The following is a 26,792-nucleotide window of genomic DNA, read 5'->3' as shown; positions in this document are numbered from 1 at the left end:
TTTTGACTGGCTTTGGGGTTAAAATACTTGCCTCACCATTATTGTATTAAGTTATGGTGAGGTAAATTTAAGTTTATTCTATTCTACATTGGGTACAGTAAATAAAATGATTCTTTGGATCATTTAAGCGGGTAATGAAGTTGCTTTGTTTTTCTAAACGAAGAAAAGCCTCAATTAAAGGCGAAGATTGCATGATCGTTGACGGTAAAAAGCTAATCGACTGCGATAGTAATTTATTAATAAATAACTGCTTTGGTGATATCTCAGGTTGGATTGATACAATATCATATTCACTTAACGACGCTAATTGTGCTGCTGAGTTGATCGCAGTTTGTAAATTTCCCAATTCATCAACCAAGCCTAGTTGTAGTGCATCCACACCTGTCCATACTCGACCCTGAGCAACTTTATCTACTTCCTGCTTGGTCATATCTCGCCCATCCGCTACTACCTCTAAAAAGCTTTGATAGCCGTGTTCGATGCCTATCTGAAAAATTTCAGCTAATTGAGGGTTAAGTGGTTGAGTTATACCAACGTCAGATAAAGGGCTAGTTGAGACACCATCTTGATGAATGCCTATTTTATTTAAGGTTTTATCAATAGTGGCAAACATACCAAATATACCAATCGATCCCGTCAATGTAGTTGGGGAAGCAATTATTTTATCGGCAGCAGAGGCTATCCAATAACCACCTGAAGCGGTCACTGACCCCATTGAGACAACGACAGTTTTTCCCTGTTTTTTTAATGCAAGTATTTGTTGACGTATCAGCTCTGAAGCGGATGCACTACCACCGGGTGTATCCAGTCTAATAACAACTGCCTTTATCTGTTTATTTAAGCGTGCTTGTTTTAATAATGTATTAAAACTTTTATCTGCAATCGTTGTTGCATCACTAGTGCCTGACACTATTTCTCCAGAACCATGAATAACAGCGATTTGATTGTTACTACCGGTAAACGTATAAATTGGAGGTAAGCTTGATGCGTAGTGGTTGTAATCAATACGATTTAGCGGTTTAGACTTTGTTTCTGCTTTGAGCGTCAGATTAGCAATAAACTGCTCATGATAGGCAAGTTCATCTACTAAACCTACGCTCATTGCATACAGGGCTCCGTCGCCAGAAACTGTACGTAATTGTTGTTTAAGTTGATCTAAACTTGGGTTGATGGATTGTGCACTTAATGAGTCAATATTATTTCTTTGTAATAGCACTGTATCGATATAACCCTGCCATAATTGGTCCAACCAATGTTTGTTTGCATCTTTACTGTATTGAGACATTTTTGTTTCAGTAAATGGTTCAACAAAAGATTTATAAGTGCCGACTTTGAAAATATGCGGTGTGATCAATAGCTCATCTAGTAAATCTTTAAAATACAAACGATTAACTGCGTAACCTTGCAGGATCACTAACCCATTGGGAGCAAGAGTTATATGGTCAGCATAGGCGGCTAAATAATATTGCGTTTGGCTATAATTATCTGCATAAGCGTAAACTGGCTTACCTGACTTTTTGAATTCATTGATTGCATCACCAATATCCGAAAGTTGATCTAAACTTGCTGATCTTAACCCGCTAAGTTCTAACACCAGCCCAGTAATTTTATCATCATGTTGTGCATGCTGAATTGTATTAATTAGCGCTTGTGTTTCGAATTCTTGTATTTGCTCTTGTTCAGTACCGGTTAGCTGATTTGTTATTTTTTGAGAAAGATCTGCAGGTTGCCTTTGTTCTACGATATAACCATTTAAGTTTATTTGCAGATAAGAGTTATCTGCAACATAGATTTTTTCTTCTGTTTCGTTGAATGAAACAACAATCAACAAGACGATAAAAATAAAGATGGCATTAAGTATGATTAAACGGAGACAATTAATCAGTTTAAATAATTTTCTAAAAAACTGATTAATAAAGCGAAATATAATAGCCATAAAAGATCCTTCAAGTGCAGTGGTGATTAATGTTAATCGATAGAAAAAGGTAATTGATAGTAAATCAGGCAACAGTGATATTGCCCTTATAATGGAGTTATCATAAACTTTTTTTTAGCTAAAAGTACGATAAAGGCAAAATGCTAGCTAACTTTTGGAATATGGTTTGGTATTAATGGCAATTCTGGTTCATAGCAGATCATTATTGTTGCTTAAAATTGATCCCTTTGGGGTTAGAAATTTTGTAAGAGGGACAAGCTATTTGATGCGATTTCTACCTTAAATTAATGCATTTTTCTTTGCCAATAATGGTGCACCTAGTTAATGAAATTAACATAAACACAGATAGGGCTTAACAATCTCTATAAAAAAGCACCAATTACTTGAGTAATTAGTGCTTTTCTTCGTTAAAATTTCTTAACTAATAATTGCTTCCGATAATTTAAATCTAACTAAATTAGTTAGACCTAGAATTAGTATCAGTATCAGTATTAGAAGCTTGAAGTATCAACAAATAAACCTACTTTTAGATCTTCTGCTGTATAAATAACTTTACCATCTACTTCAACAACACCGTCTGCAATACCCATTACAAGTTTACGCATAATTAAACGTTTCATTGTGATGCGGTAGGTTACTTTCTTCGCGGTAGGCAATACTTGCCCCGTGAATTTTACGTTGCCTACACCTAGCGCACGTCCTTTACCTGGACCACCGCTCCAACCTAGGAAGAATCCAACTAGTTGCCACATAGCATCCAGTCCTAAGCAACCAGGCATAACAGGGTCATTAGGAAAGTGACATTGAAAAAACCATAAAGCTTTATCAATATCTAATTCAGCAATCAACTCACCTTTGCCATGCTCTCCACCATCGGAAGTAATAGAAATAATGCGATCCAGCATAAGCATATTATCAACAGGTAGTTGACAGTTACCTTCACCAAATAACTCACCTTGACCACATTTAATAAGTTCTTCTTTGTTGTAAGAGTTTTTACCCAACTCTTTTTGGGATACGATTTTAGTCATAATCACTTTTCTTAAGATAATTGATAAGGTGAGGCATTAAAGAGGAAATTAACTTAATACCACGAAATAATGAGCGCCATACTGTATATGAGCTATTAAAAACAATCAAGAATAATCAAAGTCCTTGATTGTATTTTGTTTTTTATTCTACTAATTGAAGATAGAGTCTTTTAACCGAGAAAACAAGCCAGCTGATGTTTCATCCATCTCTTCTTTAGCGGTGATCTCAATTCTTGTATTAATTGCTTTAATTACTTGCTCAAAAGATTTTCCTAATAATAAAGGAAAAGCCTGATGGCAGTGTGAAACTGAGTGAATATTAATTTTACCTGATTCTACTAACGCTAAAGTATTCATATTCAGTGTTAAATTTATTTGATTGGCTTTTGGCATAACAATTGAAATAGGCGCATCTAACAAGCCTAATTCAAATAGACGCGCAACAGCTTCTATCTTTTGATTGATACCTCCTATAGCTAGTACGTTACCATGTTGGTCTAATGAGCCTGTCACAAAGATATTTTGCTTCACTGGAAATTGTGCATAACAGGAGCTAACAGCTAGTAGGATAGCTAATGAAGCGCTATCGCCATCACTTTCTTGATATGACTGTTCAAAAACTAAATTACAAGAATACGGGAATGCACTGATATGGCTAAAGAAATGATTTAAATAACCTTGTACGATCAATGTACTTTTTGCATGGATATTACCTGCAAGTTCTACTTTTCGTTCAACATCTATAATTTCACCATCGCCAATCATATCACTGGCCGATATTCTAAATACTTCACCAAATTCACAGGGATAACCTAATAGTTCAACAACTGCTAAGCCATTAATTTGTCCGATGTTTTCTCCGGATAACTGCAAGTTCACTTGTCCTTCAAGCAAAGATTGCTCACTGTATTTTCTGGCTAATGACTGGGCTTGATCTATCTCTTCGAAATAAGCAACCAAATCAAGCTTAGTGATTTGTTTGTTGTCAGTGAAAAGGTTTGCATATTGTAATATTTGTTTTATTAACTCTGGTGAAAATAATAACTGTTTTTGATGTTCACATTGAATCGATAAATAGTTTAATAATGTCGCTAATGCTTCATCTTGTAATGATTTTAACCCCAATTGCTTCGTTAAATTGTGACAATAACTCACAATAGCATTAACAGAGTTTTGAGATACTGGCACTTGGTTTGCTAATTCACAAAATAATGAAGACACTTGTGCATATTCTGGATCGATTTGAATTAACTCTTCAAGCTGCAACCGACTGGCTACTAAAATGATTTTGGTCGTAATAAGCTGAGTTGATAAATCAGGTAATATTTGCTTTATTTTTTCAGCATTAACTGCGTCACTCGCAAGTAAATATTGACGTTGTAATACTGACTTAAGTTTAAACCAAAGACCCGGTTCAACTAATAAAGGACTAATATTAAGAACAAGTAGTCCTCCATTAGATTTTTTTAATTGTCCATCAGCAAAATTTAACTCGCCATCATTCATTAATGAGATGCGCCCAAATAGTATCTCTTGATTAAAACTTAAAAGGTACTGAGTGGGGTAAGTATCTGGAATCACCTGCTTAAGCAGTTGCTCCGCACTTAACCAATGACGACTATTAATCAACAACAGTGGTGTAGGCAGCTTTAAATAGTGCGAAATAATAGAAACAGCATCGGAAAATAGCTCTGCTAATTCACCCTTTTGAATTTCTTTATACTGTTTAAGGTAGACGTCAAAATGTGTTGTACATTGCTGTGCTGACAGGGGAGTTATTTGCTCACTAATCTGATCTTTCTTGCTAGAGGCATTGCTTGTAGTTAAAGGCGAAATAGTTTTGATCAAAATGTATGCTCTAGTTAACGTTAAAGGAGGGCAATTTATCACATCCCTCCTAATAAAGTTAACAATAAAATGTACTTATAGTTTAAAACCCTTCACCTTTTGTTGTTGGTATTTAGTTTCACAACTATCACAACGTTGTTGGGTTGGACATTTAAAGAGAGCATCGATGTCTAATGCAGTTTCGCAATCAGAGCATAAACCATATAACCCTAATTCCATACCTTGCAGCGCTGCATCTATGCTTTTTATTTGTTTTTTGTAAAGGTTAAGTGAATGACTTTCGCTGTGTACTAAGCTATCTATCAAAGTATCCGCATTCATATTATCCACTTGCTCAACTAAGTCATTAAGGTATGGCTTTGATGAAGTAGCTAATCTTGCTTTCACTTTTTCTTTTAACACCGCAAACTCAGACAATAGGTGCTGCTGTAAAATATGTTGCTGCTCAGTTGTAATTTCTTGCATAGCAATTGCCTTACTCATTATTATGTATCCTTATAATAAGCAAGATTATTTAAAAGTTATTGATTTGTATCAAATTAAATATCTTTTTTAGTACTATTTTTTGACTTATTACTAATCGACATGAAGTGCAATCTGAGCGCATAAATAACATCCAACTTGAGATGTTGTGATTTTGATTTTTAGGCTAATTTATAATCGCTGCAAAAGGGCAAGGATTACCACTTTTTCCTTTCAGCGAATAAAGCATCTAAATCATTTTCATTTTCTGATTCTTTCTTTTGTATTGCTTGTAACTCTTCATTGCTCGCTTTAGCTAAATGCGATCGAATTTCTTCTGCATATTGTTTCAATTGTTGTTCTTTATTTTGCAGATAATTATCTTTGGTGGGCACAGAATCAATGGCCTTTAATACTTTATTTATCATTTGGTTAGCACTGCCGAATTGCTGCGCAGCTTTAGATTCATTAATACGTTTAATACTATTTTCTAAGTTTATTTTTAGCTGCATCATCTCGATTTGTTGTGCTTCTGCAACGAATATATCTGTACTGATTTTACCTTTTGCATGCTCCGAGCGTAACACCGCACGTATCTTTTTTGTAACTTGCAATAACGCGAGTGCTTCTTTGTTATCTTCTGGAGTTCTAAAACTATTAGTATCGGGTGTAGTGTAATTTTCTTTTATTTGCTTAATTTGTGAATCTGTATTAGTTAGGTGTTCTCGAATAGCAGGGGTGCTTGGAAATAGATTTACCATGGTTAATAGCGCATTTCTAATTCTATTTTGCATTATTAATAGCAATGATTTGGTGAATGGAATTTTTGTTGCGGTTAATAGGAGTTCGTCGACCTCTGTAATAATAGCCCGTTGCTTACTCATAGTAATACGTTTTTCAGCTTCACCTTTTTGTTTATATTGTTCAATTATATTGTAACCAATTAAAACAAAAAGCAATAAAGCAATCAGACCAAAAATTATTGTATATAACATAGAAACTCTTAAATAAAAAATTGCGTAGAAGGCAGATTATAGAACATTACCAACCCATCATGGGTATTATCTTTAAGGTATATATAAGGTAAATATACTGCCGCGATTATTAGGTTTATTTTCAAGAGAAATATAACCTTTATGTTGATTCGTTATATGCTGCTCTGCTATTTTTTTTGCGAATAAAAGCCCTAAACCACTGCGACCTTTATTTGCATTAAACGAATTTGATGCCCCTTGATTAACATCCAACATGTGCTGTGGGTAGCCATCACCATTATCCTCGACCTTAAATACTAAATAAGCAGGCGTTTGAACAACGGTTATAGCAACCAAACTTTTAGTATGACGTAATGCATTAATGAAAATATCTGAAAGAAGATATTTTACTAAATCTAAATCAAAATATGCGAATAAGTGTGTATCGATCTTAAGTGAAACATCGATATGACGACTTTGAAAGTAAAGTCGATGACGCTCAACAATCTCATCCATTAGTTCATTAACTGAATTCTCTTCAATAAAAATGGGTAATTGTTGTTTTTCATCCCGGTATAAGGCTAACAACTGCATTAAGGTGCCGTTAACACGAGAGGTTTGATAATGTAAATCAGCAACGGTTTGATGTTGATGTGCAGTCAAATTATCTGCTAGGTCTAAACCTTCTATGGACTGCATTAACATAAATAATGAATTTTTCATGTCATGGATGCTAGTCGCTAATATTGTGCTGAAATCTAATTGATCATGATTATCCATAGACATACCTCACGTTACATTATTAATTGGATCTATTTTACAGAGTTAGCGCCGCAAAAATTGGGTAATTTTGGCCTTCATAGTAACGGTTATAAATAACAAAACGAAACATCTAATTCAATATTTAGTGTAAATATATGGTGATAGGCAAAATAAGAAAGTATAACTTTGTAAATATTAGAACTCTGATAGAATTAAATGGAATAAGCCCTAATTTTAATTCATTCAATGATAAGCTGATAACATTATGAAATTACAACAATTACGTTACATTGTCGAAGTATTGAATCACAACTTAAATGTATCAGCAACTGCTGAGAACCTATTTACCTCTCAACCAGGTATCAGTAAACAAGTTCGTATGTTGGAAGATGAACTTGGCATTCAGATATTTGAGCGAAGTGGTAAACATCTCACTAAAGTCACCCCAGCAGGAAAAGAGATAATTCGCTACTCAACTGAAATTTTAGGCAAAGTTGAGAGTATTAAAGCGGTGGCTAATCAATATACTATGCCAGATCAAGGAACCTTGAATATTGCTACTACCCATACTCAAGCTCGTTACGCGTTGCCAGATGTTATTAAAGGTTTTATCAAGCGTTACCCGAAAGTTTCATTGCACATGCATCAAGGTACACCGACACAGATCAGTGAGTCTGTAGTTAAGGGTAAAACAGATTTTGCAATCGCAACGGAAGCATTACATTTGTATCAAGATTTGATTATGTTGCCTTGTTATCATTGGAATCGTTCTGTGATCGTTCCAAAAGACCATCCTTTAGCTAATATTAAACATTTAACGATTGACGATATTGCTAAACATCCCATTGTTACTTATATATTCGGTTTCACAGGGCGTTCAGAATTAGATGAAGCATTTAATGCTGCTGGTTATAAACCAGATGTCGTGTTTACCGCAACAGATGCTGATGTGATTAAAACCTATGTGCGTTTAGGTCTCGGCGTTGGCGTGATCGCGACTATGGCAATCAACGAAGATGATGATTTTTGTGTGTTGGACGCAAGCCATATCTTTAAATCAAGTCTAACTAGTATCGGATTTAGAAAAGGGTCGTTCCTACGTGATTATATGTATGATTTTATGGTTCGATTCGCACCACACTTAACTCGACCTCTAGTTGAAAAAGCCATCCAACTTAAATATACCGCAGAAGTAAATAAATTATTTGAAGATATCGAGTTACCAACCCGTTAGTTTTGCAATGATATCATTTCTAATGGTACTAAATACTAAAAGCCCATCATGGGCTTTATTATTTGGCGGATTCAAGTTGAATCTAAATCAGCTAATCATTTTTTGTGTTTTTATTTGGTATTGGTTAGTTTACGACTCAACAAACCAGAACATATAACAGAATAAATAATCACTCCCTGATAAGGGTATAAATCAGTGATTGAGCTTGGCTAGTATGGGAAGAATTTTACTCACTTTATCGAAACACTCTTTATATTCACTTTCAACATTTGAATCCGCAACGATACCTCCGCCTGCCCAACAATATATCTGTTGGTTCTTACACACTAAAGTGCGAATGGTTATACTGCTATCCATATCGCCATTACCATTAATATAAGCAATGCTGCCACAGTATATTTCACGTTGAAATTTTTCTAGTTCACAAATAATTTCCATTGATCTTATTTTAGGCGCTCCAGTAATAGATCCACCTGGAAAACATGCTCTTAGTAGATCTTCACAACGGTATTGAGCATCTAATTGTCCTGTGACGGTACTTACCAAATGATGTACAGCGGGAAAGCTTTCAATATCAAATAACTTAGGCACTGAAACGCTGCCTGACTTACAAACTCGACCTATATCGTTACGCAATAGATCTACAATCATTAAGTTCTCTGCTTGATCTTTTTCGGAATCCAATAACTGTTGTTTGTTAATTAAATCCTGCTCAGGCTCTACATGGCGTGGTGTTGTGCCCTTAATGGGTTTGGTTTGAATCTGTTTGCCTGATAGAAATAAAAAACGTTCAGGTGATAACGATATAATTACTTGTTCTGGTAAACGAATGAAGGCGGCAAAGGGCGCCTTATTTTCCAGTAGCAAAGCTTGATAGGCCTGATATTCATCGCCCTGATAAGGTGCTTGAAATCGTTGTGCTAAATTAACTTGGTAGCAATCCCCACTCAAAATATAGTTTTGAATTTTGTTAAATGAAGCTCGGTATTCAGCCTCGGTATAGTTAGAATGCCATGACTCTTTTAAATTGAAGGTGCTAGCCATAGACAGAGTACCTAACCTTTCCTCTGCAAGTCGTTCAAGCCAACGATATCGAGACTGCCAAAGATCTTCGACTGTTTTATTTTGATTGGTTGTACGTTGCTGCACTAAATAATATTGTTGCTGTTTAAGATGGTATAAAATAGCCCAATCATAAAAGCCGCAATGAAATGGACCTAAGTCTAACCCTGAATTTTGTTGTTGTTTATGCAGTGACTCAAACACTTCTCCCATCTCGTAATGATAAGCTGCGATCACGCCACCGGTGAATGGATAATCGGATTGGTTATCATGGTGAAATAATTGTTCACGCATTTTTTTTTGTGCCGTTAAAGGATCTTTTCCCATATTGCTTTTTGTATCAGCAAGTCGGTCATGAAAAATTGCATCACTATCAAAAGAGGTGAGTGTGGCTATTGGATCTGCAGTGAAAATAGACCAATTACTATCAACATGTTCGGGGCTAGCTGATTCCAATAACATTGACCAATCTAAGCAAGAAAGTTGTTGCTTAATAAGAGTGATTATCTTTTCAGAAAAAAATAGTGGTTTTAAGAGTGTATTAGTTGATATATAAGTCATTTTTTCGTATTTAGTCAACATTTTTATAACAAAAAGTTAGGCGGATAAGGTCATCAATATTACCATTGTTTTATTGAAAACGGTTTACTATTTATTGGGAGCGACTGATGACAGTCATTAAAGAGCAAGATTTTATTAACAGCGTTAAAAATTCACTGCAATTTATTTCATATTACCACCCTTTGGATTTTATCCAAGCCATGGATAAAGCCTATCAAGCAGAACAAAATCCAGCGGCTAAAGATGCAATAGCACAAATACTTATCAACTCACGTATGTCAGCGGAAGGAAAACGTCCGATTTGTCAGGATACGGGTATTGTGACCGTATTTGTTAAAATTGGTATGAAAGTATCCTTTGATACTGAATTAACTGTACAAGAGTTAGTGGATGAAGGCGTAAGACAAGCTTACAACGACCAAAGCAATCCGTTACGAGCTTCGATTGTGGCTGATCCTGCTGGCGCAAGAAAAAACACTAAAGACAATACGCCTTCTGTCGTGCATGTTGAAATGGTCAAAGGCAATAAAGTAGAAGTCATGGTTGCAGCTAAAGGTGGTGGTTCTGAAAACAAATCTAAGATGGCGATGTTGAATCCATCTGATTCTATTGAAGACTGGATTGAGAAAACGGTTCCTAGCATGGGGGCAGGTTGGTGCCCACCTGGTATGTTAGGTATAGGCATTGGTGGTACTGCAGAAAAAGCGGCAGTTATGGCGAAAGAATCATTGATGGAACCGGTGGATATTTTTGAACTACAGGCAAAGGCAAAAGCAGATCCTGAATCATTGGATACCGACGAGAAACTACGTTTAGAAATTTTCAAAAGAGTAAATAACCTTGGTATTGGTGCACAGGGCTTAGGGGGCTTAACCACAGTACTTGATATTAAAATCAAAAGTTGCCCAACCCACGCAGCCTCAAAACCAGTGGTGATGATCCCTAACTGTGCTGCCACAAGGCATGCGCATTTCACTTTAGATGGTTCAGGTGAAGCAACATTAACGCCACCATCTTTAGATCAGTGGCCTGAAATTACGCGAGAAGTCGGCGAAAATGTTAAACGCGTTAACGTCAATGGTTTAACCAAAGAAGATATGAGCCAGTGGAAGAGTGGGGATACTATATTGCTGTCGGGCAAAATCTTAACCGGTCGTGATGCTGCACATAAACGTATTCAAGAATTAATCTCTAGTGGTAAAGGTTTACCAGAGGGAGTTGATTTTAAAGGTCGCTTTATTTATTACGTAGGGCCAGTTGATGCAGTACGTGATGAAGTGGTCGGTCCAGCGGGTCCCACTACCGCAACTCGTATGGATAAATTTACTGACTTTATGTTGGAAGAAACGGGCTTACTCGGCATGATTGGTAAATCTGAGCGTGGTCAACAAACAGTGGACTCGATTGCCAAGCATAAATCAGTATATTTGATGGCAGTGGGCGGTGCGGCTTACCTAGTGGCTAAAGCCATTAAGAAATCTCGCGTTGTTGCCTTTGATGACTTAGGAATGGAGGCTATCTATGAATTTGATGTTGAAGATATGCCCGTAACTGTCGCTGTTGATAGTCAAGGAAATAACGTACATGAGCAAGGTCCAGCTATTTGGAAAGCTAAAATTGCCGAAATAGACAGCAAAATGTCAGAATAGTCATGAAATTGATTGATTGAAAAAGTAGTAATGGTATAAAAGCATCAACGTATATAACTTATCATTACTAATAAAGGAATAAGTATGTTTGAACAAGTAAGTATGGCGCCTGCAGATCCTATCTTAGGTTTAACGGATGCATTCAAAAAAGACGAACGCGATTATAAAATCAATCTGGGTGTTGGTATTTATAAAAATGAAATGGGCCAAACCCCAATTCTTGCGACAGTGAAAGAAGCTGAAAAACGTCTACTTGCTGAAGAAACCACTAAAAGCTACTTAACCATTGAAGGAATAGCTGCTTATGGTGAGGCTGTTCAGACATTATTATTTGGTCAAGGCGCTGAAATAATATCTTCGAAACGTGCTCGAACTGCACAGGTCCCTGGTGGAACTGGCGCGCTGCGTACCGGTGCAGATTTTGCTGTAAGCAAACTAGGCATTAAAAAGATTTGGGTAAGTAATCCAACATGGGCAAATCACGGCAACGTGTTTAAAACCGCTGGTTTAGAAGTGGTTACTTATGATTATTATGATCCGGAAACAAAAGATTTAGACTTTGATGCCATGATTGCTTCATTGCAATCAGTTGAAGCTGGAGAGCTAGTATTATTTCACGGCTGTTGTCATAACCCTACAGGTATTGACCCAACACCAGAGCAATGGGATATTCTTGCAAAATTAATCGCTGAATTAGGTGCTATTCCATTCTTTGATTTTGCTTATCAAGGTTTTGGGAATGGCGTTGAAGAAGATGCACAGGGTTTACGTAAATTTGCGCAATATAATAAAGAGCTTTTGATTGCTAATTCATTCTCTAAAAACTTCGGTTTATATAATGAACGTGTTGGCGGTATAACACTGGTAGCAGAAAACAGTGAGATAGCAGAAGCTGCATTTAGTCAGATTAAATCAGGAATACGTTCTAACTACTCAAACCCTCCTTGTCACGGTGCTGCGATTGTCACAACAATTTTGAACGATCAAGTACTGTACGAACAATGGGTACAAGAAGTTGCTGATATGCGTAACCGTATTCAAGAAATGCGCGATTTATTTGTCGCAACACTTAAAGAGAAAGGTGTTCCTGGTGACTTTAGTTTCATTAGTCGTCAACTAGGTATGTTTTCGTTTTCTGGTTTGAGTGTTGAGCAAGTGAATCAACTTAAAGAAGAGTTTGCAGTTTACATTGTTGGTTCTGGCCGTATTTCAGTAGCCGGTATGACAAAAAATAACATGCAACCATTGTGTGATGCATTAGCAAAAGTTATCTAATTAATAACGATCTATTGATGTGATTCAAAAATATAGCTAGATTTAAAAGCGAGTTCAATTAGGACTGTCGTCAAATAACAGTTAACTAACAACTCGCTTCTTACAATCAGCACTATTGATCATCTATTCATTTCATTGTTCCAGTGATCTTTTGGCTGTTAAGTTTATCTTTTTGTGTTTTTTCTGATGATTTATTAATCATTAATAGAAACGTTTACTAGTTGATAAAAGCAGCACATTATTGCAATCAAAATATTGTTTTTATTCTTTTTATCTAGCTACACGAGATAAAGAGGATATGACATAATAGAGATCTATGAGTAAAAAAATAAATCAAAGTCTTTCATTTTTAACTAAATTGAAAAAGCTGCCAATATCTGCAGATGAAGTAAAATGCTTATTAACTACCACTGCATTTAAAACTGAGTTATTCAATCAAATTAATACTGCCACCAAACGTATCTATATCGCAGCTCTATATTTAGAAGCGGATGAAGCGGGTGCTGAAGTATTGAATGCATTATATGCGGCAAAAATACGTCATCCAGAAATGGATATAACCGTCTGTGTTGATTTTCATCGAGCACAACGAGGTTTGATTGGTTCAGTAAAGGGCGGAGAAACAAATACAACGTGGTATCAGCAGATTGCTAGTTTAAAAGGCCGTGGTGTTAAAATTATTGGTTTACCTGTAAAAAGAAAAGAACTATTTGGCGTCCAGCATTTAAAAGGTTTTATTTTTGATGACATGGTTTTTTATAGTGGTGCTAGCATTAATAATATTTACCTTCATCAACAACAACGCTACCGATTTGACCGTTACTGGCTGATCAAGGATCATGCTCTCGCTGATTCAATGGTGGATTATCTGCAGCAAGTTATCATTAACAGTGAAGCCGTGGTTGAATTAAATGCGCCTAGTGTTCCAAAGTTTAATGAATTTAAGAAACAACATAAGAATTTAAGCCGCAATTTAAAGTTAGCAGGTTACCGTTTTGACCCCGTTTACACTGATGGTTTAGCAATTCGACCGTTAACAGGGATTGGAACCAATAAAAATCTGTTAAATAAAGTTATTCGTGCCATTTTTCATTCTACAGAGAAAGAGTTAGTGTTATTCACACCATACTTTAATCTACCCACTGCATTGTCACGCGATATAACTGCCTTACTAAAGCGAAAAGTAAATATCACTATCGTTGTTGGCGATAAAACGGCTAATGATTTCTATATTCCTGAAGATAAACCATTTAAAACAATTGGTGCGTTACCTTTTTTATATGAAGTGAATTTAAGAAATTTTGCAAAAAAACATCATACTTCTATTCTGCAAGGACATCTTAATTTACATTTATGGAAGCATGATACTAATAGTTTTCATTTAAAAGGTATTTATTCAGATCACCGATTTTCATTATTGACGGGGCATAATCTTAACCCTCGTGCATGGCGATTAGACCTAGAAAATGGATTGTTAGTGGATGATCCAAATCAACAGTTAGCAGGGCAAATGAATGAGGAGCTGAGTAATATCCTTGAACATACTCGACAAATTGGTAGTTATAAAGGTATTGACGACATTCATACTTACCCTGACAAAGTTAAGCAACTTATCTCTAGATTAAGAAGATTAAAAGCAGATAAGATAATCAAAGGCATTATTTAAGATAGTGCTTATTGAAACAATGCTGCTTTAAATATTGAATGTAGTAATATTAGGCAGCATTGTCCTATAAGCGTTGTCATCAAATAACATTATCCTTAATGATCATTATCAATTTATTGCATCAATTTAGGACTTATTTTTTCAGTTGATAAATTAGAAGCTAACAGTGATGTAGTTTAGTCTTTGTATACCTAAGTCATTAAATAGGAGTAAATAATTAAACAGGTTGCTCCGTGCCGCACCGTACGTTTAATTTTTTCACATTCTCTCCATAATCATACGTCACCCTTTAATTTTTTTCATAACATATCAATATTCCTAAAAAATCACTGCTACGTTAACTATTCTCTAAAAATGTACTGCCATAGTGGATCGTTTTATCATGTTAATGCTCATATTTTGTGCTTATAAATTAGTAAAAACACTTATTTTTCAATAAACTGCTGACTATTTAATCGTTTGAACAGAAAACTGTTATTTATCTATTGAATTATCAATTAGCTTACGTATAATTCCTCGCATCAAGTGTTAACACTTGATGCAGTGACAATGGTAGGCCTCTTGGTTTCTCGCATTGATAACTTATTAACCTGGTCAGAGCCGGAAGGCAGCAGCCATAGTAGGTGATTCAAGTGCCGAGAGTTTGCTGGGAGGTCTACCACCCACATAACTTCAGTCGAACAATTTTACTCACTTAATTGAACTCGCATAGCTAAATCCATATAATCATATTAAAACACTTCTCACTCAACTTTAGTTTCTTAAGGTCTAATTATGACCCAATATAATTCTCGATTTGATACATCTCTCAAAGCAAAACATTTTCTACCGAAATATTGGGGAACATGGGTTTTGTTGGGCCTACTATTTATAGCTAGTTTTATCCCGGCTAGTATTAGAGATAAATTTGCAGGGTGGTTAGCAGATCGCTTTTATAACGCAAAATTTCTCAATAAACGAAAAAAGATAGCATTTATAAATATTGGTTTATGTTTTCCTGAATATAGTGAACTTGAAAAAGATTTGTTGATGCGTGAAAATTTACGCTCAGTGGCACAAATTACCCTTGCCTTAGGTGAAATTGCATTTCGTAGCCCATCATTTCTAAAAAAACGTATTAACTTTATCGGCGAACATTACGTTAAAGAAGCGGAAGAAGCAGGGCAAGCGATCATCTTTTTAGCGCCGCATTGTTATGGTCTTGATTTTGCGGGGGTCGCCGCTATTTCTGCACGTGGTTATCCCCTATCAAGCATGTTTAATGATTACAAAAATCCAATTTTCGATTGGTTTGTCACAAACTATAGAACGCGTTTTAGCCGTCTTAATGATAAAGGCACTTTGTATCACCGTAGTGAAGGTTTGAAGCCTTGTATTAAAAGTCTACGAGATAAAGCACATTTCTACTACTTGCCTGATGAAGATCACGGTCGTGATAGTAGTCTTTTTGCTCCATTTTTTGCTACACAAAAAGCAACCTTACCTGTTATTGGCCGATTAGCTAAATTAGGGCGCGCTATCGTTATCCCTACTTATACGTCTTATAACGCCAAAACAGGTAAAGTTGATGTGATCTGTCATGCGCCATTAAGTGAGATTCCAAGTGGTGACGAGCAAAAGGATACTGACCTGATGAATGAAGCTATTGAACGGGTTGTTAATGAAAATAGGGCGCAGTACATGTGGACTTTAAAACTCTTTAAAACAAGACCTGAAGTTGGTTTGAAAATTTATAAGCAAGGATAATGCTATAGGGGGTAATACCAGTTATTCTCTTTCAAAGTCTATAAACTATTCATTATGCATAAAACAATGGAAGACAGGTTGCTGTCTTTCACTGTTAGCGCGATTTCATAATAATTTGTAGCGTTGTTTGATTTACATTACTAGTGCTTTCTAAGAGTTCACCATGGACTATCTAACCTCAGTTCTGGATAAGCAAAGCGATACAACACCGTTATTTCCGCGGATCTCTTCGTTAAACACTCTCTCAATAACCCGTTATTGCTTCAATAATTCGCCTTGAACTACGCAAAACTAGCGGCACTGTATAGCCCAAAAAATATAGTCTAATATAGTCTTATGATTTTAAATACAATTCCACTTTCATTAACAAGAATTGAGGTTATCTGAGATAAATAAAAGTGCTATAAAACTATTTTATTGTGCGTTAAACCGTTGTCCAGTAACTTCAATGCTTTCATCACCTAACAAATATAAATAAACATCTAATATTTGTTCTGGTGTTTTTAATAAACTCACATCTTCAGCGGGATAAGCACTTGCTCTCATTGCCGTTTTTGTTGCACCTGGATTAATCGCATTAAAGCGTAAGGTGCTATTCTCGTACTCATCAGCGATAACTTGCATCATGCCTTCAGTTGCGAATTTAGACACGCTATAAGGGCCCCAGTAGGCTCTTCCTTTGAGGCCAACACTTGATGTCGTAAAAATAGTACTCGCATATGGTGCTTTTGCCAACACTGGGATCAGGTACTTGGTCATTAAAAAGGCAGCATTAACGTTGGTTTGCATTACTTCATCCCACATTTTACTCTCAACTTGTGTAAATGGACTTAATACACCTAGTTGACTGGCATTATGAACAAGGGCATCAAGTTTTCCATATTCACGTAATACAGTATCGGCAAGGTCTCGATAGTGTTCTTCTGATGCTCCGTTTAAATCCACAGGTAAAATAGCTGCTGATTGCTTATTTAATGCTTCAATTTGGTCATAAACAGCTTCTAATTTACTGACTGTTTTACCTAAAAGGATAACGTTAGCACCTAGTTCTGCACATTTTATGGCTAAGGTTTTACCTATACCTGCACCTGCACCGGTGATCAGGATAGTTTTATTTTCTAATAAATTATCAGGCGCTTTATAATCCATTTATTATTCTCTTGTTGTTAAAAAAAACAATATGATAGCTTTTTTTAAAAAAAACTCACAATCTCTTTTGTAGGTTGAGACATTTTTTGTCATTATGAGCACAATTAATTTATAAAGAGGATTTATTTTGGATTATTTAATGCAGTATGGGCTATTTTTAGCCAAAGCCGTGACATTTGTGATCACAATAGTGGCTATTTTGATTGCTATTATTGCTTTAACCAGCAAACAAAAAGCAAAAAAAGGTGAGTTGGAAATTACCGATTTATCAGAGCAAATTAATGAAACTAAAACATCAATAAGCGAGCAGTTATTAACACCCGCTCAATTAAAAGCAAAACATAAAGAAGACAAAAAAGCACATAAAGCAGAGCAAAAAGAACAAAAAGCATTAGCTAAAAAAGAAGTTAAAGCGACCATAAAACCGCAATTATACGTACTTGATTTTAAAGGCAGTATTGATGCTAAAGAGGTTGCTTCACTACGTGAAGAGATCACCGCGATTGTTAGCGTTGCTTCTGAAAAAGATGAAGTATTTGTGCGCTTAGAAAGTGGCGGTGGTATGGTCCATGGTTATGGACTAGCGGCTTCACAATTACAACGTTTAAAAGACAAAAATATTTCATTAACGATTGCCGTGGATAAAGTAGCAGCGAGTGGTGGATATATGATGGCATGTGTTGCAGATAAAGTCATTGCGGCGCCTTTTTCTATAATTGGCTCGATTGGTGTGATTGCACAAATTCCAAATTTTAATAAATTACTTAAAAAACATGATGTTGAATTTGAACAATTAACTGCAGGTCAATACAAACGCACGTTAACTATGTTTGGTGAGAATGATGATCTTGGTCGTGAAAAATTTAAACAAGAGCTTGAAGAGACGCACCAATTATTTAAACACTTTGTGAGTGAGCATCGTCCGCAATTAAACATTGATAAAATTGCAACGGGTGAACATTGGTATGGTACTCAGGCATTGGATTTAGAGTTAGTGGATAAGATTCAAACCAGTGATGATTATTTACTCGAACAGCTCGAATCTAAACATATTGTGCAAGTACAATACAAAAAAAGTAAAAAATTAGCTGAAAAGATAGGTAAGAGCGTCGCAACCTCTGTAGAATCCAGCTTATTAAAAATTATGCACAGTAATATTTCTAGACTCTTTAAATAGTTTACCTTGAAATAATTGCAAAAGCCGACTAAGAACCAGTCGGCTTTTATTTTTATTGTACAAAATGAAAGAAATAGGTTGCTATTCGTTAAAAGTTTGGATTATATAAAAAGAGAAATTCAGTGGACATGTTTACATTCCGTCTAAGACAAGACAATTTAGGTATCAAAGCAATATGAGCAAATCTCTAGTTATCGTAGAATCACCTGCCAAAGCAAAAACAATCAATAAATATCTTGGTAACAATTTTATTGTTAAATCAAGTGTTGGTCACGTACGTGATTTACCAACAAGCGGCAGTGCCAAAAAATCAATCGATGCTAAAAAGAAAAAATCTTTAGCTGGCCTAACACCCGCGCAAAAAGCAAAAGAAACAGCAAAAAGAACGCAAGCTGCACTTGTTACGCGTATGGGTATTAACCCAAATAAAAACTGGGAAGCGAATTATGAGATTTTGCCCGGTAAAGAAAAAGTTGTCGATGAGTTACTAAAATTAGCTGCTGATGCACCTACTATCTATCTCGCAACCGATTTGGATAGAGAGGGTGAAGCAATTGCATGGCACTTAAGAGAAATATTAGGTGGTGATGACAGTAAATATCAACGTGTTGTTTTTAATGAAATAACCGAATCTGCGATACAAGAAGCTTTCAAGCATCCAACTGAATTAAATATTGATGGTGTGAATGCACAACAAACCCGTCGTTTCTTAGACCGACTTGTTGGTTTTATGGTTTCTCCTTTACTTTGGAAAAAAGTTGCGCGTGGCTTGTCTGCAGGACGCGTTCAGTCTGTTGCAGTAAAGTTATTAGTTGAACGTGAACGTTTAATTAAGGCGTTTAATCCTGTTGAATTTTGGGATTTACATGCACAAACACTTGCGCAAGATAAAACACAGCTTCGCCTAGAAGTTTATAAATATAACGATAAAACTTTTGCCCCTGTGACTGAGCAAGAAACTGCTGCTGCAGTGGCTGCCTTAAAAGAGGCGACCTTCACGTTACATTCACGTGAAGATAAGCCAACTAAAAGTAAAGCAAGTGCCCCTTTTATTACTTCTACACTGCAACAAGCAGCGAGTACACGTTTAGGTTTTGGTGTTAAAAAGACCATGATGTTAGCACAACGTCTGTATGAAGCGGGTTACATTACTTATATGCGTACTGACTCTACAAACTTGAGTAAAGATGCGGTTGCCTCTGCACGTGATTTTATAGAAAAAGAGTTTGGTAGTAATTATTTACCGGAAGCGGCTGTTTCATACAGCAGTAAAGCAGGAGCACAAGAAGCCCACGAAGCGATTCGTCCATCGGATGTATTACAACGTGCTGAACTGATTGATGTAACTGATAAAGACGCAAAACGTTTATATGAATTAATTTGGCGTCAGTTTCTAGCATGTCAAATGTTACCTGCACTTTATGATTCTTCTACCTTGGTGGTTGAAGCGGGTGATTACAAACTACGTGCCAAAGGCCGAACATTACGTTTCGCGGGCTGGACAAAAGCGCAACCAGTTACAAAAAGCAAAGCTGATGAAGTTAATTTACCGGACTTAAAAGCGGGTGAAGTATTAACATTAGTTGAGCTTGAGCCTTTACAACATTTTACTAAACCGCCAGCGCGTTTTTCAGAAGCAGCATTAGTAAAAGAACTTGAAAAGCAAGGTATTGGACGACCTTCAACTTATGCGAGTATTATTTCTACAATCCAAGATCGTGGTTATGTAAAAGTAGATAAACGCCGTTTCTTTGCTGTGAAAATGGGTGAAATAGTAACGGATCGCTTAACAGAAAACTTCACTGATCTAATGAGCTATGATTTTACTGCGGCAATGGAAGAAAAATTGGATGCGATTGCCGAAGGCAAAGCTGATTGGCATAAAGAATTAGACCGTTTCTATAAAAACTTAACGACTCAACTTGATACTGCAGAGTTACCCGTAGAAGAAGGTGGTATGCGTCTTAATGATCCGGTGATCATTGATGATGTCTCATGTCCAACCTGTGGACGACCAATGGGTATTCGTACCGCGAGTACCGGTGTATTTTTAGGATGTTCTGGTTATGCATTACCACCTAAAGAGCGTTGTAAAACAACCATCAATTTAGTTGATGGTGAAGAAGTTGAAGATATTTTAAGTTCAGAAGATCTTGAAACAGCCGCATTGATGGCAAAACATCGTTGTCCTAAATGTGATACTGCGATGGATAGCTACTTAATTGATGAAACACGTAAATTGCACGTTTGTGGTAATAATCCATTGTGTGATGGACATACGGTTGAAGTGGGCGAGTTTAAAATTAAAGGCTATGACGGCCCAGTTGTTGAGTGTGACAAGTGTGGTTCAGATATGCAGCTCAAAGATGGACGTTTTGGTAAGTACATGGACTGTACTAATGAGGAATGTAAGAACACTCGCAAAATTCTACGTAGTGGTGAAGTTGCTCCTCCCAAAGAAGATGCGGTTCATTTGCCTGAATTAGAATGCGAACAAAGTGATGCTTACTTTATTTTACGTGATGGGGCTGCTGGTATCTTCTTAGCGGCTAGCACATTCCCTCGTTCGCGAGAAACACGTGCACCTAAAGTGGTCGAATTAGCAAAATTCCGTGATAGAATTTCTGAAAAGTTTTACTATTTAGCCGATGCGCCACAACAAGATCCCGATGGAAATTTAGCAATTGTTCGTTATAGCAGAAAAAATAAAGAACAATATGTGATGACCGAAATCGATAAAAAGGCGACAGGTTGGACTGCAAAATATATCGACAATAAATGGGTCGAAGAGCTCCCTAAGAAGAAAGTGGCTAAAAAAGCGAAAGCTAAAAAGTAACTTTTTTTGAATTTACAATGGCAGCTTTCGCTGCCATTTTTATATCTAATGAATTTTATAACTAATCAAAAAGGTGAATTAAGTATTTACTGTCTATGATTGCTTTTCGCGATATAGCATTAGCTTAGTGCTTGTTTTTTCATCATCTAGTAAGAATGTTATTCGCTTCAGTATGCTTGCTTGTTTAATTTTTTAAACATTTGTATATACTAGCGTTTTCTAAAAGGGTGGTTTCAAATGCGCATTGCTTTAGGTATTGAATATGATGGTGCTAACTATTACGGTTGGCAAAGACAGAAAGAAGTGAATTCTGTACAAGAAGAACTTGAAAAAGCATTATCCAATATCGCTAATCACCCGGTCAGTGTTAATTGCGCAGGTCGTACCGATGCCGGTGTTCACGGTACGGGGCAAGTTGTACATTTTGATACCGATGCAGACCGCCAAATCGGTGCATGGACCTTAGGTGTTAATGCCAAATTGCCCGATGATATTGCAGTACGTTGGGTAAAAGAAGTCGATCACTCTTTCCATGCCCGCTTTAGTGCAACGGCGAGACGCTATCGCTATATTATCTATAATGGTGTTTATCGTCCTGGAATTTTAAGTAAAGGCTTAAGCCATTATCACTGTGATTTAGATGCCGATAAGATGCATTTAGCCGGACAACAATTGGTTGGTGAACAAGATTTTACATCGTTTAGAGCATTACATTGCCAAGCAAATAGCCCTGTACGTACCATTGAATATTTAAATGTGACAAGACGTAGTAACTTTATCGTTATTGATATTAAAGCAAATGCTTTTCTGCACCATATGGTGCGTAATATTGCGGGTAGTTTAATCGAAATTGGCCAAGGTAAGCAGCCCATTGATTGGTTAAATACTTTGCTAGATTACAAAGATCGTTCAAAAGCGGCTGCAACAGCAAAGCCCGGTGGTTTGTATCTTGTAGAAGTAGATTACCCAGAACAATTTGATTTACCGAGACCTGCTTGTGGGCCTTTATTTCTAGATATTTAATGTGGCAAATTTATTATGACTAATAACACCATACAATCGGTTTTCAGTTCAGAAACATTAAGTGAATGGTTAATGCACTTAGAAAAATTACATCCCAGTGCAATAGAATTAGGATTAACACGTATTACTGAAGTGGGTAAACGTCTTAATTTAATTCATTTCGATGCTAAAGTGATCACGGTTGCTGGCACCAACGGTAAAGGGACAACCTGTGCTTATTTAGAAAAAATATTAATTGATGCCGGTTTTAAAGTTGGCGTTTATAGTTCTCCACATATACATCGTTATAACGAACGATTACGTATCAATTTAAAAGAACTCGATGATAAAGCTCACTGTGAAGCTTTTGCCATTATTGAACAAGCTAGATTAGATATCTCATTGAGTTACTTTGAGTATGCTACGTTAGCTTGTTTATATTTACTTCAACAGCAACAATGTGACTATATTTTATTAGAAGTAGGACTAGGTGGTCGTCTAGACGCTACCAACATGGTTGAATCTGATTTGAGTGTTGTTACTACCATTGGCATTGATCATATTGATTGGCTTGGCAGTGACAGAGAAGTAATAGGTTTTGAAAAAGCCGGTGTATTTAGAGCACATAAGCCTGCTATCTGCGGTGAGTTAGATGCACCTGTCTCCATTTTAAAACACGCGACTTCCATTTCAGCTGACCTTAAACTAGCGAATAGAGATTTTAGTTTTTCCGTTATTGATCAGGAAAATTGGTCATGGCATGGGCAAAAAGAATTGTCTCCAATTAAACAAACATTGATGCCAATGCAAAATGCTTCAACTGCCTTAGCTGTGATAGAAGCGTTAGCGATAGACATTGCTCCTAAACAACTCATTAAATCCGTTGAAACGGCATCGTTAGCAGGGCGTTTACAAACTATATCGGGTTATCCTTGTGACGTCTATATTGATGTGGCACATAACCCGCAATCTGCACAATATTTGGCGACACAATTACAACGCTTAAAAGCAGAGAAAGGCGAAGATTGTAAAGTGCATGCTGTCGTGGGCATGTTATCTGATAAAGATATGAGTGCGACACTAGCGGAAACTAATTTATCTATTACAGATTATAGTTTTGTTGATTTAAATTGTTTTAGAGGCGCATCTTCAGCTTTACTTTTAGAAGCTTATCAACATAGTCAAAATCATAATACCGTTACTAACAACATTAATAATAACGGCAACAATAGGCATAATGTGACCTGTTTTAAAAATGTACAGAGTGCTGTCGATCAAGTCGTCAAAAGTGCAGCAGCTTCTGATATAATTATTGTATTCGGTTCTTTTCATACCGTTTCTGATATTTTAACTAATTGGCAAGGGTAAAACGTGGCAACTCAGTTTAAAAACCGTTTAGTAGGCGTCACCATCTTAGTTGCCCTTGTGGTTATTTTTTTACCTTCATTGATAGACGGTAAAAAAACATCATACCAACAAGAGTTTGTTGCAACGCCGATTAAGCCTGAATTAAAACCTCATACTAAAACTTTCGCTGATCCTGCGAGTATTAATGATCCTAAACTGGTTGTTGACCCCATCAAAGTGTCTCAATCTATTAAAACTGTTGATCAAAAAATATCACTGCCAGTTAAAGAGAATACCAAAAATGCTGAATGGAAAGTAGAAGAAATTGCTGCAGTCGAAGAAACAAAAGCTAAACAGACTGCGGCACCTACTCAACACAGTAATGCTGTTTCAAGTTATGAAAAAGTGAACTTTACTGATCCTGCATGGACTATTCAACTCGGCGCATTTGAAAATAAAGCCAACATTAATGCCTTATTGAAAAAGCTTAATAAAGCTGGATTTAGAGCACATACCATTCCAAAAGTTGTAATGGATGGGCAATTAACACGTGTATTTGTTGGTCCAGACGTTTCTAAAGAAAAACTTGAAGGACAATTACCTAGGTTAAAAAACTTGACCAGTTTAAACGGAAAATTAGTACCGTTTACACCGATTGAGCCTTAGTTTTTGAAGCCTTTCTAAAAAATCTCTGTTAGAATGCGCGCGTTTAATACTTACTACAAATTAGGGATCTTATGAATTGGTTTGATATCGCCATTCTTGGTGTAATTGGTTTTTCTTCATTAATCAGTTTAGTTCGCGGTTTCACCAAAGAGGCCATCTCACTTGTTACTTGGTTTGCTGCATTTTTTGTTGCCAGCAATTTTTATCCTGAAGTTACACAATACTTAACTCAAATCAATGACGATAAATTACGTAATATTGCTGCTATTGGCATTTTATTCGTTGCGATTTTATTAATTGGCGCTTTAATTAATTACATCATTAATCGACTTGTTGCTGTCACTGGGTTATCAGGTACAGACCGTTTGTTAGGTGTGATTTTCGGTGCAATACGTGGCATTTTAATTGTCAGCGCGGTACTCTTTTTTATTGATTCCTTTACTTCATTCCATGACAGTGCGTGGTGGAAAGAATCTACATTGATCCCTGAGTTTGGGATTGTAATCGAATGGTTTTTTGAACATTTGGAAGGATCGTCAAGTTTTCTAAAAAATATTAAATCGACCACTATTTAATGGTTGGTTTAAATTAGTTACTCAATTTTAAGGTACATTAATTTGTACTTTTTTGTGAACACTCTCAAAAATAGAAAGGCTTTAACTTATGTGTGGAATAGTGGGTATCGTTGGTTCAACTCCTGTCAATCAAAGTATTTATGATGCATTGACCGTATTGCAACACCGCGGGCAAGACGCAGCGGGAATTGTTACGACATATGGTGGTAACTTTAAACAACGTAAAGCAAACGGTTTAGTTAAAGATGTTTTTGAAACTAAACATATGCAACGTCTAAAAGGTAATAGTGGTATTGGCCACGTGCGTTACCCTACTGCAGGTAGCTCTAGCGCTGCTGAAGCACAACCATTCTACGTTAACTCTCCTTGGGGGATTTCTCTAGCACATAACGGTAACTTAACTAATGCCAAAGAATTACGTGCTGCGTTAATTAAGTCGCGTCGTCATATTAATACTACTTCTGATTCAGAGCTGTTGTTAAATACCCTAGCTGCTGAATTAGGTAAAACTAAAACAGATCATTTATCCGCTGACGATATCTTTAATGCGATTTCAGAAGTACATAAACAAATCAGTGGTGCTTATGCAGTGACTGCTTTGATCATTGACCATGGTTTAATTGCTTTTCGTGACCCAGACGGTATTCGTCCTTTAGTACTTGGATCTCGCCAAACAGATGAAGGCGATATTGAGTACATCGTTGCTTCTGAAAGTGTAGGCCTTGATACCATTGGTTTCAGATTTTTACGTGACGTTGAACCGGGTGAAGCAGTATACATTACTGAAAATAGAAAATTATTTACCCAGCAATGTGCTGAGAAAACATCGTTAACGCCGTGTATTTTTGAATATGTCTATTTTGCACGTCCAGATTCAACATTAAATGGTATTTCTGTATATGAAGCGCGTTTAGAAATGGGCCGTAAATTAGGTGCCAAAATTAAACGTGATTGGGCAGATGTGGATATTGATGCTGTTATTCCAATTCCAGAAACCTCTAATGATATAGCTTTAGAAATTTCTGTTGAATTAGGATTACCGTATCGCCAAGGCTTTGTAAAAAATCGTTACATTGGTCGTACCTTTATCATGCCGGGTCAAACCCAACGTCGTAAATCTGTACGTCGTAAGTTAAATCCAATTACTGCTGAATTTAAAGGTAAAAATGTTTTACTAGTTGATGACTCAATTGTACGTGGCACAACATCAGAGCAGATCATTGAAATGGTAAGAGAAGCGGGTGCTAAAAAAGTATACCTAGCTTCAGCTGCACCAGAAGTGCGTTTTCCAAATGTGTATGGTATTGATATGCCAACACCTGAAGAATTGATTGCACATGGTCGTAATGTTGAACAAATCAGCGATTGTATTGGTACTGATAAATTAATATTTCAAGACCTACAAGATTTAAAAGATGCGGTTGGCAAACAAAATCCATCAATTAAAGAGTTTGAGTGTTCAGTATTTGATGGTAAATACGTGACTGCTGGTATCAATAAAGAATATTTTGATTATTTAGCAAGTTTACGTAGTGAAGATGCTAAGAAAATCCAAACTCAAAAAGAAGAAATTGCTAATTTAGAGATGTACAACGAATCGTAATCCCATTGATTAGTTTTTCTTAGAATGATCTAAAAGCACAGCTTCGGCTGTGCTTTTTAGTGTTAGCCTTAATGAGAAATCTATCTCACAAATTAAGTGATTTATTTCCCTACGTAACAATTGATCACATATTTGTTGGTAATAATAACTTTATTTGTAGCTGAGAGTTTGTAGGTGGTAGTTTGTAGGTAAAGTTTACTGGTTTACTGGTTTACTGGTTTACTGGTTTAC

20 protein-coding genes and 1 other RNA gene are annotated in these 26,792 nt (G+C 36.3%); 13 read left to right on the top strand and 8 right to left on the bottom strand.

Features of this window, described 5'->3' with window-relative positions; genetic code table 11:
* Positions 1 to 73: 73 nt before the first annotated feature.
* The 6 genes from sppA to H5084_RS04450 all read right to left on the bottom strand — a co-directional run bounded on the left by sppA (position 74) and on the right by H5084_RS04450 (position 7,031).
* Positions 74 to 1,936, bottom strand: a complete 1,863-nt coding sequence (gene sppA, locus H5084_RS04475) for a signal peptide peptidase SppA (protein ID WP_028870134.1) — start codon at positions 1,934 to 1,936, stop codon at positions 74 to 76.
* 491 nt (positions 1,937 to 2,427) lie between these two features.
* A complete protein-coding gene (fabA, locus tag H5084_RS04470) occupies positions 2,428 to 2,967 on the bottom strand; it encodes a bifunctional 3-hydroxydecanoyl-ACP dehydratase/trans-2-decenoyl-ACP isomerase (RefSeq protein WP_028870135.1) in 540 nt (179 codons plus the stop codon).
* A gap of 150 nt (positions 2,968 to 3,117) precedes the next feature.
* Positions 3,118 to 4,815, bottom strand: coding sequence for an AAA family ATPase (locus H5084_RS04465; protein ID WP_182689656.1), 1,698 nt, complete (start codon positions 4,813 to 4,815; stop codon positions 3,118 to 3,120).
* Between the two features lie 75 nt (positions 4,816 to 4,890).
* Positions 4,891 to 5,298, bottom strand: a complete 408-nt coding sequence (locus tag H5084_RS04460) for a hypothetical protein (RefSeq protein ID WP_051369269.1) — start codon at positions 5,296 to 5,298, stop codon at positions 4,891 to 4,893.
* Positions 5,299 to 5,495: 197 nt separating this feature from the next.
* The gene (locus H5084_RS04455) at positions 5,496 to 6,272 is read right to left on the bottom strand and encodes a hypothetical protein (protein WP_028870137.1); all 777 of its coding nucleotides are present in this window, start codon (positions 6,270 to 6,272) and stop codon (positions 5,496 to 5,498) included.
* 72 nt (positions 6,273 to 6,344) lie between these two features.
* Complete coding sequence (locus H5084_RS04450; protein WP_028870138.1) at positions 6,345 to 7,031, bottom strand: sensor histidine kinase KdpD; 687 nt, start codon at positions 7,029 to 7,031, stop codon at positions 6,345 to 6,347.
* Positions 7,032 to 7,278: 247 nt separating this feature from the next.
* Here H5084_RS04450 and cysB point away from each other — a divergent pair, with 247 nt between their 5' ends.
* Positions 7,279 to 8,247, top strand: coding sequence for an HTH-type transcriptional regulator CysB (cysB, locus tag H5084_RS04445; RefSeq protein ID WP_028870139.1), 969 nt, complete (start codon positions 7,279 to 7,281; stop codon positions 8,245 to 8,247).
* Positions 8,248 to 8,439: 192 nt separating this feature from the next.
* Here cysB and pabB read toward each other — a convergent pair whose 3' ends face one another.
* A complete protein-coding gene (gene pabB / locus H5084_RS04440) occupies positions 8,440 to 9,870 on the bottom strand; it encodes an aminodeoxychorismate synthase component I (RefSeq protein WP_182689655.1) in 1,431 nt (476 codons plus the stop codon).
* Between the two features lie 107 nt (positions 9,871 to 9,977).
* Between pabB and H5084_RS04435 the strand changes: the two genes are divergently transcribed.
* The 5 genes from H5084_RS04435 to H5084_RS04415 all read left to right on the top strand — a co-directional run bounded on the left by H5084_RS04435 (position 9,978) and on the right by H5084_RS04415 (position 16,206).
* On the top strand, positions 9,978 to 11,519 hold the full coding sequence (locus H5084_RS04435) for a fumarate hydratase (RefSeq protein WP_028870141.1): 1,542 nt from the start codon (positions 9,978 to 9,980) through the stop codon (positions 11,517 to 11,519).
* Between the two features lie 84 nt (positions 11,520 to 11,603).
* Positions 11,604 to 12,794, top strand: a complete 1,191-nt coding sequence (locus H5084_RS04430) for an amino acid aminotransferase (RefSeq protein ID WP_028870142.1) — start codon at positions 11,604 to 11,606, stop codon at positions 12,792 to 12,794.
* 316 nt (positions 12,795 to 13,110) lie between these two features.
* Positions 13,111 to 14,460, top strand: coding sequence for a CDP-diacylglycerol--serine O-phosphatidyltransferase (gene pssA / locus H5084_RS04425; protein WP_037072227.1), 1,350 nt, complete (start codon positions 13,111 to 13,113; stop codon positions 14,458 to 14,460).
* A 559-nt stretch (positions 14,461 to 15,019) separates the two neighbouring features.
* Positions 15,020 to 15,115: signal recognition particle sRNA small type (ffs, locus tag H5084_RS04420), an RNA gene on the top strand.
* A gap of 119 nt (positions 15,116 to 15,234) precedes the next feature.
* The gene (locus H5084_RS04415; RefSeq protein ID WP_182689654.1) at positions 15,235 to 16,206 is read left to right on the top strand and encodes a lauroyl-Kdo(2)-lipid IV(A) myristoyltransferase; all 972 of its coding nucleotides are present in this window, start codon (positions 15,235 to 15,237) and stop codon (positions 16,204 to 16,206) included.
* A gap of 414 nt (positions 16,207 to 16,620) precedes the next feature.
* On the opposite strand, the gene H5084_RS04410 is transcribed toward H5084_RS04415, so the two are convergent.
* Complete coding sequence (locus H5084_RS04410) at positions 16,621 to 17,355, bottom strand: YciK family oxidoreductase (RefSeq protein ID WP_182689653.1); 735 nt, start codon at positions 17,353 to 17,355, stop codon at positions 16,621 to 16,623.
* A 127-nt stretch (positions 17,356 to 17,482) separates the two neighbouring features.
* Here H5084_RS04410 and sohB point away from each other — a divergent pair, with 127 nt between their 5' ends.
* From sohB to purF, 7 genes are all read left to right on the top strand, one after another.
* A complete protein-coding gene (gene sohB, locus H5084_RS04405) occupies positions 17,483 to 18,532 on the top strand; it encodes a protease SohB (RefSeq protein WP_028870146.1) in 1,050 nt (349 codons plus the stop codon).
* 175 nt (positions 18,533 to 18,707) lie between these two features.
* Entirely contained in the window at positions 18,708 to 21,368 is a 2,661-nt protein-coding gene (gene topA / locus H5084_RS04400) for a type I DNA topoisomerase (protein WP_182689652.1), read from the top strand.
* Between the two features lie 237 nt (positions 21,369 to 21,605).
* On the top strand, positions 21,606 to 22,391 hold the full coding sequence (gene truA, locus H5084_RS04395; protein WP_182689651.1) for a tRNA pseudouridine(38-40) synthase TruA: 786 nt from the start codon (positions 21,606 to 21,608) through the stop codon (positions 22,389 to 22,391).
* Positions 22,392 to 22,406: 15 nt separating this feature from the next.
* Positions 22,407 to 23,738 carry a bifunctional tetrahydrofolate synthase/dihydrofolate synthase gene (folC, locus tag H5084_RS04390; protein ID WP_182689650.1) on the top strand — a complete coding sequence of 444 codons (1,332 nt, stop codon included), beginning with the start codon at positions 22,407 to 22,409 and terminating at the stop codon, positions 23,736 to 23,738.
* Between the two features lie 3 nt (positions 23,739 to 23,741).
* On the top strand, positions 23,742 to 24,383 hold the full coding sequence (locus tag H5084_RS04385; RefSeq protein ID WP_182689649.1) for an SPOR domain-containing protein: 642 nt from the start codon (positions 23,742 to 23,744) through the stop codon (positions 24,381 to 24,383).
* A gap of 71 nt (positions 24,384 to 24,454) precedes the next feature.
* Positions 24,455 to 24,958: a CvpA family protein gene (locus tag H5084_RS04380; protein ID WP_028870151.1), complete on the top strand. Its 504-nt coding sequence runs from the start codon at positions 24,455 to 24,457 to the stop codon at positions 24,956 to 24,958.
* An 88-nt stretch (positions 24,959 to 25,046) separates the two neighbouring features.
* Positions 25,047 to 26,561, top strand: a complete 1,515-nt coding sequence (purF, locus tag H5084_RS04375) for an amidophosphoribosyltransferase (protein ID WP_028870152.1) — start codon at positions 25,047 to 25,049, stop codon at positions 26,559 to 26,561.
* The last annotated feature ends 231 nt before the right edge of the window (positions 26,562 to 26,792 follow it).

Source organism: Psychromonas sp. SR45-3 (assembly GCF_014163575.1).
GTDB lineage: Bacteria > Pseudomonadota > Gammaproteobacteria > Enterobacterales > Psychromonadaceae > Psychromonas > Psychromonas arctica.
This window is presented reverse-complemented; position numbering and strand designations above follow the sequence as displayed.